Source organism: Pseudomonas sp. 5P_5.1_Bac1 (assembly GCF_025466015.1).
GTDB lineage: Bacteria > Pseudomonadota > Gammaproteobacteria > Pseudomonadales > Pseudomonadaceae > Aquipseudomonas.
In genome coordinates this window covers 375,981-392,950 of sequence record NZ_JANLNX010000091.1, presented here as the reverse complement: position 1 = coordinate 392,950, position 16,970 = coordinate 375,981, and the positions used below count along the sequence as shown (strand labels likewise).

The window sequence follows — 16,970 nt, the reverse complement described above, 5'->3', positions numbered from 1 at the left end:
ACGCCGGCAACGTGTACGAGTTCTCCCGCCCGGAATAACACAACGCTTGGAAGACCTGCCCATGGCCCTTACTCTGTGGCGATTTTCGACCCGGAGAAAACCATGTCTCTACGTTCCGTCTGTGTATTCTGCGGCGCCAGCACCGGCGCCAATCCGGCCTACCGCGAAGCCGCGGTGGCGCTCGGCGAGGCCATCGCCCGTCGCGGTCTGACCCTGGTCTACGGCGGTGGCGCCGTGGGCCTGATGGGCATCGTCGCCGACGCGGCCATGGCGGCCGGCGGTGAGGTGATCGGCATCATCCCGGTCAGCCTGCAACGCGCCGAAATCGCCCACCCCGGCCTCACCCGCCTTGAAGTCGTAGACGGCATGCACGCCCGCAAGGCGCGCATGGCCGAACTGAGCGATGCCTTCATCGCCCTGCCCGGTGGCCTCGGCACCCTGGAAGAACTGTTCGAAGTCTGGACCTGGGGCCAGCTCGGCTACCACGGCAAGCCACTGGGGCTGCTGGAGGTCAACGGCTTCTACGAGAAACTCAGCGGCTTCCTCGATCATGTGGTCGAGGAAGGTTTCGTCCGCCCGCAACACCGCTCGATGCTGCAGCTCAATCCCGAGCCCGACGCCCTGCTCGACGCACTGGACGCCTGGAAGCCGGTGGTCGCGCCGAAGTGGGTCGATCAGCCGCCCGCTTGAGCCGGCTCATCATCGAGTGGCAGCACCGTCACCCGCACGTCCGGGTCGTGGCTGCCACCGCCGAGAATCACCCCGCGCAGCGGTGACACATCGGAAAAGTCCCGGCCCCAACCGAGGGTGATGTGTTCCAGCGCCGGCAGCAGGTTGTTGGTGGGATCGAAATCCACCCAACCCTGCCGCGGGGAGAACACCGAGACCCAGGCATGCGAGGCATCGGCGCCGATCAGCCGGGCTTGCCCGGGCGGCGGCCGGGTCAACAGGTAACCGCTGACATAACGCGCCGCCAGGCCGCGAGAGCGCAGGCAGGCGAGCATCAGGTGGGCGAAGTCCTGGCAGACGCCGCGACGTCGCGCCAGCACCTCCACCAAGGGTGTAGCGACCTGGGTCGCACCGGCATCGAAGGTGAATTCGCGAAAGATCTTTTCCATCAGCGCCCGCACCGCCACCAGCAGCGGCACGCCGGCACCGAAGCACGGCTCGGAGAACTCCACGAAACGCTTTTTCAGGCGGACATACGGCGACTCGAAACGGTAACGGCAGGCATCCAGGACCTCCGCCGACAGCGCCTGTCGCGAATAGCCAAGGGCGTTGCGCGCAAGTTCCCAAGGCGGTGAATCCGTCAGGCAGGGCGCAGGCCGGGGCAGCACCTCGACACGCACCCGGGTGCTGACCCGCAGCTCATCGTGCTGGTATTCCAGGGCCAGCCGGGTCAGCGGGTTGCCGAACACATCCAGCGCATCACGCCGTCGCGTCGGCGTGGGCGTCACGTCCAGTTGCCGCGCTTCGCAGCGCTGCCACGGGCAATCCCGCGGCCACAGGTGCACCAGTTGCTGGGCCAGCGACACCGGGCTGGCGTAGCGGTAATGGGTGTCGTGAAGAATCTGGTAACGAACGCTCATCAGGCGGACACCGTCTGCTGGCTGATATCGATATGGGCGAAGTGACGCAGGGCCAGGCGGTCCGATACCGCCTCGCTGGCCTCGGCGATTTCCGTGAGCAGCGCCGCCAGACCGTCGAGCACCGCGCGCACGCTGGTTTCGCCGAACAACGGGTTTTCCAGGCTGTGCAGGTCGAAACGCTGCAGGCGGACAGCAAGCTGCGCCAGATCCACCTCCGGCGGGCTGCCAAAGGATTCTTGCAGACGCCCCAACGAGCGCAGCAGCGCCTTGAGCTGGAACAACACCGCGTGGGGGTTTTGCTCATCCAGCAGGAGCAGGTCCAGCACCGGCACCCGCTGCGCCACCGCCAGGTAACGCGAGCGATAAGTGATGCTGCTGTTGGCCAGTTCCAGCAGCCACTCCAGCCCCACCTGATCGGCGTCTCCCGGCCCGCGCAGGAAACTCGCCAGGCTGCTGCTCAAGGCGTAGACGCGCTCGATGCGCCGCCCCGTCATCAGGAAGCGCCAGCCTTCGTCGCGGGTCATGTCATCCAGGGCGAAACCGGACAGCGCCGCCAGCGCGAGAATCAGGCGGTTGAGGAAGTCCAGCAGCTCGGCGAAATCCGCTGACAGATCATCGAGGCTTTGGGCTTCCCGTTGCAGCTCCACCAGCGCCTGCCAGTTCTCCCGCGAAAGCTTGCCGCGCACCTGCCCTGCCGCCCATTGCAGACGCTGAAGGTTGGCCCGCAGGCTGAAACCCCACGCCGGATCGAGCAATGCCGTGCGCAAACGCGCGTCCAGCGTGCCCTCGGCGGGCAACAGCGAAAGCTCCTCGGCCAGGGTCACGGCGGCATCCAGCGCTTGCGGCGAGTCGCCGTCAAGATAACCGCTCAGGAGAATTCGCAGCAGCCGCGCGCTGGCATCGCAACGTTCGCAGTAGCGGCCGAACCAGAACAGGTTCTCCACCACCCGCGAGGGCAGATACGGGTCCTGGCGGATCAGGTCGGCCACGCCGAGGCTGCGACTGGCCTGCCATTGCTCGCCTTGAGCGGCGACCTCGCCGAGCACCCAGGTGTCCTTGCTCGCCCCGCCGCGCTGCATCGAGACCACCTCGGCATCCGCCTGCGCCGCCACCCGGGTCAATCCGCCCGGCAGCACCCGGTAGCCATCGGCACTGGCCACGGCATAGACGCGCATGCCCACCGGGCGCGCCTGCAAGTGATCGGCCTGCCATACCGGCGCCTGGGAAAGTTGCGCCAGTTCCTGGGCGACGTAAGCGTAAGGGCGCGCCCGCAGGCGCCCGACCAGGGCCTGACGCTCGGCGTCATCCAGATCCCGCCCCAGCAGCGGCTGGAAGCTCTGCGAAGGAAACGCCGGCTTGAACAGCAGTTCTGGCAATTTTTCCACCGCCTGCTCCAGCGCCGCCGGCTCGCCGCACCACCAGGTGGCGATGGACGGCAGGCTCAGTTCTTCGCCGAACAGGCGCTGACTGATGGCCGGCAGGAAGCCAAGCAAACCGGGCGACTCCAGCACCCCGCTGCCCAAGGCATTCGCCACCAGCACCCGCCCCTGGCGTACCGCGTCCAGCAGGCCCGGCACACCCAGGGCCGAGTCGGTGCGCAGTTCCAGTGGGTCGCAGAAGTCGTCATCGAGCCGGCGCATGATCGCGTGGACCCGCCGCAGGCCGCTCAGCGTCTTGAGGAAGACCGTACCGTCGCGCACGGTCAGGTCGCTGCCTTCCACCAGCGGATAGCCAAGCTGGCGGGCCAGGTAAAGGTGTTCGAAATAGCTTTCGTTGAAGCGCCCCGGCGTCAGCAGCACCACCAGCGGCGTTTCCCGCTCGCTGGGCGCCAGTCGCGCCAGGCTCTGCTGCAGCGTGCGGAAAAAGCCGGCCAGGTGCTGCACATGAAGGTCGCGGTACAGCTCGGGAAAGGCACGCGACACCACAGTGCGATTTTCCAGCGCATAGCCGGCACCGGACGGCGCTTGAGTGCGATCCGCCGTGACCCACCAACGGCCATCGGGGCCACGCGCCAGATCCGCGGCATAGACATGCAGGAAGGTCTGCTCCGGCACCGAAATGCCCTGGCACGGCCAGAGAAAATTATTGTGCCCATGCACCAGCTCGGCGGGCAGCAGGCCTTCGCCAATCAGCTGTTGCGGGCCATAGATATCCGCCAGCACCGCGTTGAGCAGGCGAGCACGCTGCGCCACGCCCTGGCCAATCGCCTGCCACTCGGCGGCGGGAATGACCTGCGGCAACAGGTCCAGCTCCCACGGCCGGTCGGCGCCGTCGGGGTCAGCGTAGATGTTGTAGGTGACACCGTTTTCCCGCAGTTGCCGGTTCAGCAGCGCCTGGCGCTGGGCCAGTTGCGCCGGGCTGCTGCGCTGCACATGGGCGTACAGCGCCTGCCAGTGCGGACGCACCGCGCCATCGGCGGCAAGCATCTCGTGATAGGTCGCGGCGCTCGGCGAAGAACGATCCGGCAGGTCAGCCATGGCAGTGCTCATTTACGGGCAGGGTGTCTCGGCGTCGTGCGCCAAGTGTTTTTGCACAGAAACGCGGCAAGAGTTATGCCACCGGGGCTTGCGCCGAGCATTCATTGAACATGAACAAAGGCCGGCGCACCAGGCGCCGGCCTTATGAAAGACAATGCACTGAACCAGTGCCTTGCAACGCCTCATGGCGGGGCATGTCATCGACAGGCCCCACCATGGACATCAGCGCGGCACAGCCGGCTGGCGAGGCTTGCGCGGGCCTTTGCCTTTGGCGGCGTCTTTGCGCGCCTTGGCGGCTTCCTGGTTGCGGGCGAAGGCGGCAGCTTTGGCTTCCTCGCGCTTGTCCCACGGTTTGCCGCCGTCGCTGGCACGCGGTGGCAGGCCGGTGTGCTGGGTCAGGATCTTCTGTTCCTTGCCCACCTTGTGGCTGCCCGCCGGGGTGGAGTTCTTGCGTCGGGCGCTCTGGTAGCTGTCGGTCGCCGGCTGGTGGGCCGGGATCAACTGATTCTTGCCCGAGCCGATCAGATCGGCGCGGCCCATGCGCTCCAGCGCCTCGCGCAGCATCGGCCAGCCCTTCGGATCGTGATAGCGCAGGAACGCCTTGTGCAGGCGGCGCTGTTCATCGCTCTTGACGATGGTCACGCCTTCGCTCTTGTACGTGACCTTGCGCAGCGGGTTCTTGCCCGAGTGGTACATGGCGGTGGCCGAGGCCATCGGCGACGGGTAGAACGCCTGCACCTGGTCAGCGCGGAAGCCATTGCCCTTGAGCCACAGGGCCAGGTTCATCATGTCTTCGTCGGTGGTGCCCGGGTGCGCGGCGATGAAGTACGGGATCAGGTACTGCTCCTTGCCCGCCTCTTTCGAGAACTTCTCGAACATGCGCTTGAAGCGGTCGTAGCTGCCGATACCAGGCTTCATCATCTGGTTCAGCGGGCCTTCCTCGGTGTGCTCCGGGGCGATCTTCAGGTAGCCGCCGACGTGGTGCGTCACCAGCTCGCGCACGTACTCCGGAGATTCCACCGCCAGGTCGTAGCGCAGGCCCGAGGCGATCAGGATCTTCTTCACGCCCGGCAAGGCACGAGCACTGCGGTAAAGCTTGATCAGCGCCGAGTGGTCGGTGTTCAGGTTCGGGCAGATACCCGGGAACACGCAGGACGGCTTGCGGCAGTGGGTTTCGATCTCGGTGCTCTTGCAGGCGATGCGATACATGTTCGCGGTCGGCCCGCCGAGGTCGGAGATGACGCCGGTAAAGCCGGGTACCTTGTCACGAATCTCTTCGATCTCGCGGATGATCGATTCGTGGGAGCGGTTCTGGATGATCCGGCCTTCGTGCTCGGTGATCGAGCAGAAGGTACAGCCGCCGAAGCAGCCACGCATGATGTTCACCGAGAAACGGATCATTTCGTACGCGGGAATGCGCTCCTTGCCGTAGGCCGGGTGCGGGACCCGCGCGTAAGGCATGCCGAAGACGTAGTCCATTTCTTCGGTGGTCATCGGAATGGGCGGCGGGTTGAACCAGACGTCCACTTCACCATGCTTCTGCACCATCGCCCGGGCGTTGCCGGGGTTGGTTTCCAGGTGCAACACGCGGTTGGCGTGGGCATAAAGGACGGCGTCGTTGCGCACTTTTTCGAAGGACGGCAGACGGATCACGGTCTTGTCCCGGGTCATCCGCGGGCTGTCCAGCAACTGGACCACCTTCGCTTCGTTCGGGTCTTCGACCTCGCCCTTCTCCTGCTCGATGGCGCAGGCCTGGGTGTCCTGGGTGTTGACGTACGGGTTGATGATCTTGTCGACCTTGCCCGGACGGTCAATGCGGGTCGAGTCGAACTCGTACCAGCCTTTCGGCGTGTCACGACGAATGAACGCGGTGCCGCGCACGTCAGTGATGGTCTCGATCGACTCGCCAAACGACAGGCGCTGGGCCACTTCGACGATCGCGCGCTCGGCGTTGCCGTAGAGCAGGATGTCGGCGCTGGCGTCGATCAGGATCGAATGACGAACCTTGTCCTGCCAGTAGTCGTAGTGAGCGATGCGGCGCAGCGACGCCTCGATGCCACCCAGAACGATCGGCACGTTCTTGTAGGCTTCCTTGCAGCGCTGGCTGTAAACCAGGCTGGCGCGGTCAGGACGCTTGCCGGCCATGCCGCCCGGGGTGTAGGCGTCGTCCGAACGAATTTTCTTGTCGGCGGTGTAGCGGTTGATCATCGAGTCCATGTTGCCGGCGGCGACGCCGAAGAACAGGTTCGGCTCGCCGAGCTTCATGAAGTCGTCTTTCGACTGCCAGTTCGGCTGGGCGATGATCCCGACGCGGAAGCCCTGGGCCTCCAGCAGCCGGCCGATGATCGCCATGCCGAACGACGGATGGTCGACGTAGGCATCGCCGGTCACGATGATGATGTCGCAGGAGTCCCAGCCGAGCTGATCCATCTCCTCCCTGCTCATTGGCAGGAATGGCGCTGGTCCGAAGCATTCGGCCCAGTACTTGGGATAGTCGAAGAGTGGTTTGGCTGCTTGCATGTCAGTGACCGGTTTTTTTGGATGCAGGAAAAATCGCGGGCGCGGAATATAGCACAAAAATTGACCAATTCCGACGCTGCAGGTCGGAATTGATCAGGGGACGATTTTATTCGTCGTCGTCGAAGTTGTAGCTGCCTGGCGCAAGGTTCTCGAAGCGGGTGTACTTACCAATGAACGCGAGGCGGATAAAGCCGATCGGGCCGTTCCGCTGCTTGCCGATGATGATCTCGGCAATGCCCTTGTGCTCGGTTTCCGGGTGATAGACCTCGTCCCGGTAGACGAACATGATCACGTCGGCGTCCTGCTCGATCGCTCCGGATTCCCGCAAGTCGGAGTTCACCGGGCGTTTGTTCGGGCGTTGCTCCAGGGAGCGGTTGAGCTGCGACAGGGCAATGACCGGGCAGTTGAATTCCTTGGCCAGGGCCTTGAGCGAGCGGGAGATTTCGGAAATCTCGTTGGTCCGGTTGTCGCCGCTGGAACCCGGGATCTGCATCAACTGCAGGTAGTCGATCATGATCATGCCGACCTCGCCGTGCTCACGGACCAGACGCCGGGTTCGCGCGCGCATCTCCGACGGACTGATGCCGGCGGTGTCGTCGATGAACAGCTTGCGGTCGTTGAGCAGGTTGACCGCCGAGGTCAGCCGCGGCCAGTCGTCGTCGTCCAGTTGGCCGGAGCGCACCTTGGTCTGGTCGATGCGGCCGAGGGACGAAAGCATACGCATGATCAGCGATTCGCCTGGCATCTCCAAGGAGTACACCAGCACCGCTTTGTCGCTGCGCAACACGGCGTTTTCCACCAGGTTCATGGCGAAGGTAGTCTTACCCATCGATGGACGACCGGCGACGATGATCAGGTCAGCCGGCTGCAGGCCGCTGGTCTTCTCGTCCAGGTCGGTGTAGCCGGTGGACAGGCCGGTGATGTCGCTGTCGGAGTTGAACAGCGTATCGATGCGGTCGATGGCCTTGGTCAACAGGTCGTTGACTCCCACCGGGCCACCGGTCTTGGGCCGCGCCTCGGCGATCTGGAAGATCTGCCGCTCGGCTTCATCGAGGATTTCTGCGGCGTTGCGCCCTTGCGGGTTGAAGGCGCTGTCGGCGATGTCGTTGCTGATGCTGATCAGTTGGCGCAGCGTCGAGCGCTCGCGAATGATCTGCGCGTAGGCCTTGATGTTGGCCACCGACGGGGTGTTCTTCGCTAGCTCGCCGAGATAGCCCAGGCCGCCGATTTGCGAGCTGAGGCCCTCTTTGTCGAGCTGCTCGTGCAGCGTCACGACGTCGAAGGGGACGTTCTGGTCGACCAGCTTGTGGATCGCCCGGAAGATCAGGCGGTGGTCATGGCGGTAGAAGTCGCCATCGGAGACTTGATCGAGCACTCGCTCCCAGGAGTTGTTGTCCAGCATCAAGCCACCGAGCACGGCCTGTTCGGCCTCGATGGAATGCGGCGGAACCTTCAGGGCGGAGGTTTGCAGATCATATTGCTCTGGGGCGGTTATCTCGTTCATGGCCACCTGGAAATCTGGGTGTTGAAAAAGACAAAGGGCACGACCTGCAATGCAGGATCGTGCCCGATGTTAACCGGCTGACCCCGAGGGAGCCAGCAGGTCGATACAGCTTAGGCTGCGACGACGACCACGCGAACGGTGGCTTCAACGTCGCTGTGCAGGTGCACGGCAACGTCGTATTCGCCGACGTTACGGATGGTGCCGTTTGGCAGACGAACTTCAGCTTTGGCCACTTCAACGCCGGAGGCGGTCAGGGCGTCAGCGATGTCGTGGGTGCCGATCGAACCGAACAGCTTGCCTTCGTCGCCAGCGGTGGCAGTGATGGTCACTTCCAGCTCGGCCAGTTGGGCAGCGCGGGTTTCAGCCGAAGCTTTCTTGTCAGCAGCAGCTTTTTCCAGCTCGGCGCGACGTTCTTCGAACGCGGCCAGGTTGGTAGCGGTAGCGGCGACAGCCTTGCCGAATGGCAGCAGGAAGTTACGGCCGTAACCCGACTTAACTTTAACTTTGTCGCCCAGGTTGCCCAGGTTGGCGACTTTTTCCAGCAGGATCAGTTCCATTTGGTAATAACCTCTTAACTTTTAACCTTCACCGTTCGCGGAGCCGTTGTCGGCGTCACTTGGGGACGCCCCGCGTCCGCGAAAATCAATCAGGCTGTCGACAATGGCCAGGACCACGAGCAACGGATAAATCAGCTGCATGAACAGCAGCAGTGTCACGTACAACCCGACCAGCCAGAACTTCGCCAGTCGTTTCTGCGCCACCAGGCCATGAATCACGGCCAGTCCGGCGAAGAGCAGCGGGATGGTGCAAAGCGGTGTCAACATCGCCAGTTCGGTACCGAAATTCGGCCCCACCAGAATGATCACCAGCAGCCCCAACGCCACCGCCAGCGGCAGTCTCACGGCGCGAAACTCGCGACCGAAGCCTCCCGGGTTATACAACGCTGCTTGCCAGTAGCGACCCAACATCAGGGCCAGCACACTGACAGCTTGCAACAATGCCGCAATCAGGCCGGTAAGCACTGGTGCGATCAGCCCCTCCAGTCGGGCCCGTTCTTCTACCTTCAACTGCTGGTAGATCCCCTCGAGCATCTGCGGGAGGATCTTGGCGATCCCCTGCGCAAGCGACTCGATCGGTTCACGGAACACCGAACCCAGAGCGACGCCATACACCAGGCCCAGGGCGATGCTGAACAACAGCACCCGATTCCAGGACTGCCCGGCGCGCAACAGCGCAGCCAGACCCAGCGTGCCAAGCAACACCATCAAGGTGCGCGGCTCACCGAAAAACCACCAGGCCAACGCCGGCAGCAATGCCCAGGCAAGGACACCGGAGGCGTCCTTGAAACCGCGCCGCAGGAAGATCAGGCTCCCGGCGGCGGCACTCAACCAGAACAACAGCGGCAATGCCGCACAACCGACCACTACGAGAGTGGCCTGCACGCGACCGCGCATGATGAAATCAGCCAGGGCACGCATGCAATTTATCCTTTGCTACTTGTCGACGACCCGGTCTCAGCGGCCGTGGCTGTCGGTGTAGGCCAGCAGGGCCAGGAAGCGGGCACGCTTGATAGCGGTAGCCAGCTGACGCTGATAACGAGCTTTGGTACCAGTGATACGGCTTGGAACGATCTTGCCGGTTTCAGATACATAAGCTTTCAGGGTGTTGAGATCTTTGTAATCGATCTCTTTCACTTCTTCAGCAGTGAAGCGGCAGAATTTACGACGACGGAAGAAACGTGCCATGTAATAGGCTCCTCAAAAGGTCCGTGGATTACTCGTCAGCGTTATCGCTGTTGTCGCTGTCATTGCTGTCATCGCCTTCGGCGCTGTCAGAATGCTCAGGACGATCGCGACGCTCACGGCGCTCACTGCGGTTTTCTTCAGCCTTGAGCATCTCGGACTGGCCGGTAACGGCTTCGTCGCGACGGATGACCAGGTTACGGATCACGGCATCGTTGTAGCGGAAGTTGTCTTCCAGCTCGGCCAGGGCCTTGCCGGTGCACTCAACGTTCAGCATCACGTAGTGAGCCTTGTGAACATTGTTGATTGCGTAGGCCAGTTGACGACGGCCCCAGTCTTCCAGACGGTGGATCTTGCCGCCGTCTTCTTCGATCAGCTTGGTGTAACGCTCAACCATGCCGCCGACTTGCTCGCTCTGGTCCGGGTGGACCAGAAAGATGATTTCGTAATGACGCATGAATGCTCCTTACGGGTTGTAGTCTGCCGACAAATGGCGGTCAGACAAGGAGTGAATGACACTTGTATGTCTTGCCTTGGAAAGAGGCACATGCGCGCCTGCCAACACGGCAAGGGGCGCAATTGTAGAGAAGCGCCGAGGGACAAGCAAGGTGATTGGTGAAATATTGAGCAGTGCCGATAGCCGGCAACCTCAAATACAACTGTAAGAGCGAGCTTGCTCGCGATAGGCCGACTTAGGAGGCCATCGCGAGCAAGCTCGCTCCTACAAGAGGGATCGCGAATTATTTGCCGGCTTTACGCTGACGAACAGCCTCGAACAGGCAGACGCCAGTGGCGACCGATACGTTCAGGCTGCTGACGCTGCCTGCCATCGGCAGCTTGACCAGGAAATCGCAGTGCTCGCGGGTCAGGCGGCGCATGCCCTTGCCTTCCGCGCCCATCACCAGCACGGTCGGCCCGGTCATGTCCTGCTGATACAGCTCCTGCTCGGCTTCGCCCGCAGTGCCGACCACCCAGAGGCCACGTTGCTGGAGTTTCTCCAGGGTTCGCGCCAGGTTGGTCACGGCCACCAGAGGCATCACTTCAGCAGCGCCGCAGGCAACTTTACGCACGGCCGCGGTAAGCGTCGCCGATTTGTCCTTCGGCACGATGACCGCCAGCGCGCCGGCAGCATCAGCAGTACGCAGGCAGGCGCCGAGGTTGTGCGGATCGGTGACGCCGTCGAGAACCAGCAGCAGCGGAACCGTCTCGGTACGCTCCAGCAGTTCTTCGAGCATCGCCTCACCCCAGACCTGACTCGGGCTGACTTCAGCGACCACGCCCTGGTGAACACCTTCGACCCAGGCATCCAGCTCGCGGCGTTCGGCCTGGCCGACCGCAACGCGGTTGTCGGCGGCCAGCGCCAGCAGCGCCTGGACCCGAGGCTCGCTACGACCCTCGGACAGCCAGATCTGCTTGACCCGCTTGGGGTGGTGCCGCAACAGCGCTTCCACGGCATGGACGCCGTAGATCTTTTCCAACTGACTCATGACTTGCCTTTGGGTTTACGCGACGTGGAACCAGCTTTGGGCGGTCCCTTGCGGTGTTTGGTCGGTTTCTCGGTCTTGCCGGATTTGCCCGCCGGCTTGCCGCTGGCGTGCGCCTGCTTGGCATCGGCCAGCAGGGCCTTCTTCATTTCCCGGCTCTTGCGCACTTCGGCGTTTTTCGCCGCGGCATGGGAAGGGAAATAGGCTTCGGCGGTTTCGTTCTTGGCTTTCTTGGCGCGAGGTGCCGGCTGCTCTTTGGCAGCGGCTGGAGCCTTGCCAGCAGGTTCGGGCGCGGTCTGACGCTGTTTGCGGCCGATCGGCGCATTCAGGGTGTTCTCGGCCATTTCGAAGTCGATCTTGCGTTGCTCCAGATCGACGCGCATCACCCGCACTTCGACGGTGTCGCCGAGACGGAAGGTACGCCCGGTGCGCTCGCCGGTGAGACGGTGGTGGACCGGATCGAAGTGGTAGTAGTCGCCTGGCAGCGCGCTGACATGCACCATGCCTTCGACATAGATGTCGGTCAGCTCGACGAACAGGCCGAAACCGGTCACCGCGGTGATCACGCCCGGGAACGACTCACCCACGCGGTCTTTCATGTACTCGCACTTGAGCCAGTTGACCACATCACGGGTCGCCTCGTCGGCACGCCGCTCGCTCATCGAGCACTGTTCGCCCAGTTGCTCGAGGGTGTTTTCGTCGTACGGGTAGATCCGCGCCTTGGGAATGCTCATCGCACCGGCGCGCTTGACGTGCGGGGTGTCCTGGCGGGAACGGATCACGCTGCGGATGGCCCGGTGGGTCAGCAGGTCGGGGTAGCGGCGAATCGGCGAGGTAAAGTGGGTGTACGCCTCGTAATTCAGACCGAAGTGGCCGTTGTTGTCGGCGCTGTACACCGCCTGGCTCAGCGAACGCAGCATGACGGTCTGGATCAGGTGGAAGTCCGGGCGACCGGCGATGCTGGCCAGCAGTGCCTGGTAGTCCTTCGGCGACGGACCGTCCTTGCCCTTGTGCAGGGAAAGGCCCAGCTCACCAAGGAAGGCGCGCAGTTTTTCCAGGCGCTCCGGCGGCGGACCGTCGTGGACGCGGTACAGGGCCGGAATCTCGTGCTTCTTGAGGAACTCGGCGGTGGCGACGTTGGCCGCCAGCATGCATTCCTCGATCAGCTTGTGGGCGTCGTTGCGCACGGTCGGACGGATTTCCGCGATCTTGCGCTCGGAGCCGAAGATGATCCGGGTTTCCTGGGTTTCGAAGTCGATCGCGCCGCGGGCATGACGGGCGTCCAGCAGCACCTTGTACAGCGCATAAAGCTGTTTCAGGTGCGGCACCACGCCACTGTATTCCTCGCGCAGGGCACGGCCTTCGCGGGTGCGGGCGTGTTCCAGCATGCTGCTGACCTTGTTGTAGGTCAGGCGGGCATGGGAGTGGATGACCGCTTCGTAGAACTGGTAATCGACCATCTGCCCGGATTTGTTGATGGTCATTTCACAGACCATGGCCAGGCGATCGACGTGCGGGTTCAGCGAGCAGAGGCCGTTGGAAAGCTCTTCGGGGAGCATTGGCACAACGCGCTCGGGGAAGTACACCGAGTTGCCACGCACCTGGGCTTCGGCATCCAGCGCCGAACCGAGGCGGACGTAGCTGGACACGTCGGCGATAGCGACGTACAGGCGCCAGCCACCGGAGAACAGCCGCAGTTTGCCGAGGCTTTCGCAATAAACGGCGTCATCGAAGTCGCGGGCGTCTTCACCATCGATGGTGACGAACGGCAGGTGGCGCAGATCGATGCGCTTTTCCTTGTCCTTCTCTTCGACTTCAGGCTTGAGCTTGCGCGCTTCTTTAACGACCGCTTCAGGCCAGACGTGCGGGATATCGTAGCTGCGCAGGGCAACGTCGATTTCCATGCCGGGAGCCATATAGTTGCCGATGACTTCGACAACGTCGCCCTGAGGCTGGAAGCGCGGGGTTGGCCAGTGGGTGATCTTCACCTCGACGAACTGACCGACACGCGCGCCACCGCTGCGACCCGGGGTGACCAGCACTTCCTGCTGGACCTTCGGGTTGTCAGGGGTAACGAAGCCGATGCCGCCTTCTTCGAAGTAGCGGCCAACGATGCTCTCGTGGGCGCGGGAAATGACCTCGACAACCACGCCTTCGCGGCGGCCACGGCGGTCGACACCAGAGACACGGGCCAGGGCGCGGTCACCGTCGAACACCAGGCGCATCTGCGCGGGGCTGAGGAACAGGTCTTCGGAGCCGTCATCGGGAATCAGGAAACCGAAACCGTCGCGGTGACCGGAAATACGGCCGAGGATCAGGTCGAGCTTGTCCACCGGGGCATAGGTGCCGCGCCGGGTATAGATCAGCTGGCCGTCACGCTCCATCGCCCGAAGACGACGGCGCAGGGCCTCGATCTGTTCCTCGGTATGCAAGCCGAGTTCCTCGACCAGCTGCTCGCGCGCAGCGGGCGAGCCTCGTTCGGCGAGGTGCTGGAGGATCAGCTCACGGCTAGGGATGGGGTTTTCGTATTTTTCCGCTTCACGAGCGGCCTCGGGATCGAGGGACTGCCAATCGGCCATTAGGAGGGGTTCACCTTGTCTATATAAGGGTTAGTTTGGCATAGCCGTATTGAAACCGGAAATTTCAACCTTGGACAGCCCCGTTGGGACCGGCCCCAGAATGCGCTGTTCGCTGTGGAAGACCAACGGCTTGAATCTTTTAAGATTTTTTTCAAACCGGGGCTTTACAGCCCTTGGAGCCATCCGTATAGTGCGCACCACAGCGACGGAGACCGTCGTTATAGTTGAGAAGCCGCACGATGTGAAGCATCGAAGCGAAATCAACGAAATGCCCAGATGGTGAAATTGGTAGACACGCCAGCTTCAGGTGCTGGTGACCTTACGGTCGTGGAAGTTCGAGTCTTCTTCTGGGCACCATATTTCAAGTTTCAGATAGCTTCATAACGTGTCTGAGATTAAGCAATACGCTAGACTGTTTTTGTTACAACTGCTTCAAATTTGCCCAGATGGTGAAATTGGTAGACACGCCAGCTTCAGGTGCTGGTGACCTTACGGTCGTGGAAGTTCGAGTCTTCTTCTGGGCACCATATTCAAAGAAACCCGCGAAAGCGGGTTTTTTTATGCCTGCGATTTGACCTCGGATCTCGCCGAGGCCCCTTCCCTCCTAGAACGTCTTCTCGAATTTCAATGCCACCTCCGTCTGCCGGTAGGCATAGGCCCAGTCGATGCTGCTGTCGGTGACCGTGCGTTTCATGTAGAGATTCGGCACCACCCCGGCGAACGCGAAACGCGGCATGCTCAGGTTGGCGATGTAGATCTGCTGGCGGTCCTTGCGCAGGCCGCCGAGGAAAACGTCCGGCGCATCATAGCGGGTGGTGCGGTACAAGCCGACCACGCTCAAGTTAACCCCCAGGTCGAAGCTGTGATACGCGCCCAGGCTGCCCATGTACTCGCGATTGCTGGCGGTATCGGCGTCCTGGCTGCGCCGGGTGTAGGTGACGCCGCCGAATACCAGGGTGCGCGGATCGAGCATGTACGACAGCGAGGTGCCGACCTGACGTTCGTCGTAATCATCGAAGTACTCGCGCTGTTCGCCCTGGAAGCGGAAGTGCTTGTGCTGGGCCTGCAGGCCGACCTGCAGCCGGTTGGTCAGGTTGTGCTTCCACTCCCCGCGCACGCCGCTGGCCTGGTACTTGGTGTGATGGTCGTTGTAGTAATTCTCGAACAGTGGCGTGAGCGACACATCGTTCAGCGCACTCTGGAAGCTGTAGCCGGCGTACAGCACCGAGGTGTTGTCGTCGTACCAGGTCTTTGTTTCGCCGTCATCGCCATGCTTGTCGTAGGTATTGCCATAGCTGAGGCCGCGCACCAGCAGATGGTGATTGCCGGCAATCTGGAAACGCCGCTCGGCGGCCATGTCATAGACCAGGCTGGATGACGTGATTGGCTTGGGCATCTGCCGGCTGTAGTCGAAGCATTCGAAGAAGATCGTGCAGACCTGGGTGCTGGTGGTCATGCCGTTACCCTGGTTGATGTTGCTGTTGTAGCCGAAGCCCAGCGACGCCGATCCATGCCATTCGCGGCGCAGGTCGATGCCCTTGTGGTACTCGCCCAGCACGCTCAGGACCTGCTCGGGCACATCGGACGCGGCGACCTCGCGAAACAGCGCTTCAGCTTCACGGGTCTGATTGTCTTCGAACAGCGTGCGCGCCAATTCCAGGCGAGCACGGACGAAACCTGGCTGCAGCTCATCGGCCCTGCGCAGATGTGCGATGGCCTGCTTGTACTGGCGGTCGCTGCGGGCGATCAGCCCCTCGGCCATTTCAATCAGTGCCGGCTCATGACCGGGCAGTTGGCGGTAGCGCTCGACAAACTGGCGCACCTTGCCCCACTGCTGCAGGTTGATGGAGACGTAGATGGCCGGCCCCAAGTCTTCGAGGGTGTTCTGTACGTTGTAGGTCTGCCCCTCGATGGTGATCAGCGAAGCATCGTTCTCGGCCGGATCCGGCGCGCCAAGATTGGCCCGCTCGCGCGCCTCGGCGGTGCGGTCGATCTTGTTCAACAGCAGACGGGTGTCGTCGTCATCGGCCAGCAGCGCGGTGGAACACAGGGCAGAGAAACACAGCAGGGCAACGCGCCCCCGCATGGACGGCAGCATGGTGATCGTTCCGGGACAGAAAGAAAGAGGTCGGAAGGGGGAGCCGAAGCTCCCTCCTCCAATGACACGCGGGTGTTACTGCTTGGCGCCGCCGAAGGCGACTTTGGTGGTGCCGCTGGTGTAGATCCCCGCCAGGGCCTCGGCATTGGCGCCGTAGAACTGACCCTGGATCTGGGAAGTACGCGAGAACGAGCCATTCGACGCGATGGTGGTGCCGCCGAAGTTGATCGAGCCAACGGTGCCGGTCAGGGTGCCGCTGCCGGAACCATAGTTGGCGGTCAGCACACCCGAGGTCACGCCAGCGCCGGTCCCCGGGTTGTACTGGTTGACGCCGACCACGTTGTACTTGGCGTTGACCAGGGTTGGCATGCTGGTGGTCGGGTTTTCGCCGACATACCAGACGGTGCGGTTGGCATCGGTGAGGTTCAGGTCGGTGCTGTTCAGCGGCTGGGTGCCAGACTTGCGTGGCGCCCATTCACCGAAGTACACCTCGGCGCCGGAAACCTTGGCGATGACTTCGCCGCCGAACTGCGGGAAGTTCGGCAGCGGGTTGTCGATCTGGCGATAGGCGTAGACGCTGGTGTTGTACGCAACGGTGTTTTTCCAGGTCTCCGAGACGTTGTAAGGCAGACCGGTAACCGGATGAATCTGGGTAATGATTGCCGAAGCAGTACCTGGTGTTGCAATCAGCGCGTTGGTCTGGGCAATCGGACCCGCCGCAAAGCTGACGACCTTGGTGAGATCCGCAGTGCCACCTACCGTGGTAGGCATTGCAATCCCGGCGGTGCCGACAGCCATCATGTTGGATGCCGTGGGCACTACATAGCTACTCGACGAGCCACCCGCGACGGTTGCCGCGAAGCTGGTGGATGCCATCAGAGACAATGCGGAAAGTACAAACAGCTTTTTCATGAAACCTCCTTGGATAATTGAAAGGCCACTGTTTTTAATAAAAAACAGCAAAAAATTCAGGGATG

The 16,970-nt window shown here is 62.5% G+C and carries 13 protein-coding genes and 2 tRNA genes; 3 read left to right on the top strand and 12 right to left on the bottom strand.

Going from position 1 to position 16,970, the window contains the following annotated elements; all coding sequences use genetic code 11:
* Positions 1 to 102 precede the first annotated feature (102 nt).
* Entirely contained in the window at positions 103 to 690 is a 588-nt protein-coding gene (locus NTD82_RS20130) for a TIGR00730 family Rossman fold protein (RefSeq protein WP_262129925.1), read from the top strand.
* On the opposite strand, the gene NTD82_RS20125 is transcribed toward NTD82_RS20130, so the two are convergent.
* From NTD82_RS20125 to rnr, 10 genes are all read right to left on the bottom strand, one after another.
* Positions 675 to 1,589 carry a transglutaminase family protein gene (locus NTD82_RS20125; protein WP_262129924.1) on the bottom strand — a complete coding sequence of 305 codons (915 nt, stop codon included), beginning with the start codon at positions 1,587 to 1,589 and terminating at the stop codon, positions 675 to 677. The genes NTD82_RS20130 and NTD82_RS20125 overlap by 16 nt on opposite strands.
* Positions 1,589 to 4,066 (bottom strand): circularly permuted type 2 ATP-grasp protein, encoded by a 2,478-nt coding sequence (locus tag NTD82_RS20120; protein WP_262129923.1) that lies wholly within the window; start codon positions 4,064 to 4,066, stop codon positions 1,589 to 1,591. The genes NTD82_RS20125 and NTD82_RS20120 overlap by 1 nt, the downstream gene beginning before the upstream one ends.
* Positions 4,067 to 4,288: 222 nt before the next feature.
* The gene (locus tag NTD82_RS20115) at positions 4,289 to 6,586 is read right to left on the bottom strand and encodes a YgiQ family radical SAM protein (RefSeq protein WP_095155977.1); all 2,298 of its coding nucleotides are present in this window, start codon (positions 6,584 to 6,586) and stop codon (positions 4,289 to 4,291) included.
* A gap of 106 nt (positions 6,587 to 6,692) precedes the next feature.
* A complete protein-coding gene (gene dnaB, locus NTD82_RS20110; RefSeq protein WP_095155976.1) occupies positions 6,693 to 8,090 on the bottom strand; it encodes a replicative DNA helicase in 1,398 nt (465 codons plus the stop codon).
* Positions 8,091 to 8,200: 110 nt separating this feature from the next.
* The gene (rplI, locus tag NTD82_RS20105; protein WP_095155975.1) at positions 8,201 to 8,647 is read right to left on the bottom strand and encodes a 50S ribosomal protein L9; all 447 of its coding nucleotides are present in this window, start codon (positions 8,645 to 8,647) and stop codon (positions 8,201 to 8,203) included.
* 21 nt (positions 8,648 to 8,668) lie between these two features.
* Entirely contained in the window at positions 8,669 to 9,568 is a 900-nt protein-coding gene (locus NTD82_RS20100; protein WP_095155974.1) for a hypothetical protein, read from the bottom strand.
* 36 nt (positions 9,569 to 9,604) lie between these two features.
* Positions 9,605 to 9,835 carry a 30S ribosomal protein S18 gene (gene rpsR, locus NTD82_RS20095; protein WP_003171373.1) on the bottom strand — a complete coding sequence of 77 codons (231 nt, stop codon included), beginning with the start codon at positions 9,833 to 9,835 and terminating at the stop codon, positions 9,605 to 9,607.
* 28 nt (positions 9,836 to 9,863) lie between these two features.
* Positions 9,864 to 10,289 carry a 30S ribosomal protein S6 gene (rpsF, locus tag NTD82_RS20090; protein WP_095155973.1) on the bottom strand — a complete coding sequence of 142 codons (426 nt, stop codon included), beginning with the start codon at positions 10,287 to 10,289 and terminating at the stop codon, positions 9,864 to 9,866.
* A 283-nt stretch (positions 10,290 to 10,572) separates the two neighbouring features.
* Positions 10,573 to 11,319: a 23S rRNA (guanosine(2251)-2'-O)-methyltransferase RlmB gene (gene rlmB / locus NTD82_RS20085; protein WP_095155972.1), complete on the bottom strand. Its 747-nt coding sequence runs from the start codon at positions 11,317 to 11,319 to the stop codon at positions 10,573 to 10,575.
* Entirely contained in the window at positions 11,316 to 13,895 is a 2,580-nt protein-coding gene (gene rnr, locus NTD82_RS20080) for a ribonuclease R (RefSeq protein ID WP_095155971.1), read from the bottom strand. Before rnr ends, rlmB begins: the two co-directional genes overlap by 4 nt.
* 270 nt (positions 13,896 to 14,165) lie before the next feature.
* On the opposite strand from rnr, the gene NTD82_RS20075 reads away from it, so the two are divergent.
* Together NTD82_RS20075 and NTD82_RS20070 are read left to right on the top strand one after the other, a co-directional pair.
* Positions 14,166 to 14,252: transfer RNA gene (locus NTD82_RS20075), tRNA-Leu, on the top strand.
* An 83-nt stretch (positions 14,253 to 14,335) separates the two neighbouring features.
* A tRNA-Leu gene (locus NTD82_RS20070) sits at positions 14,336 to 14,422 on the top strand.
* 77 nt (positions 14,423 to 14,499) lie between these two features.
* Here NTD82_RS20070 and NTD82_RS20065 read toward each other — a convergent pair.
* The gene (locus tag NTD82_RS20065) at positions 14,500 to 15,993 is read right to left on the bottom strand and encodes a porin family protein (RefSeq protein ID WP_095155970.1); all 1,494 of its coding nucleotides are present in this window, start codon (positions 15,991 to 15,993) and stop codon (positions 14,500 to 14,502) included.
* Positions 15,994 to 16,068: 75 nt separating this feature from the next.
* Positions 16,069 to 16,905, bottom strand: a complete 837-nt coding sequence (locus NTD82_RS20060; protein WP_262129922.1) for a Slam-dependent surface lipoprotein — start codon at positions 16,903 to 16,905, stop codon at positions 16,069 to 16,071.
* Positions 16,906 to 16,970: the final 65 nt, after the last annotated feature.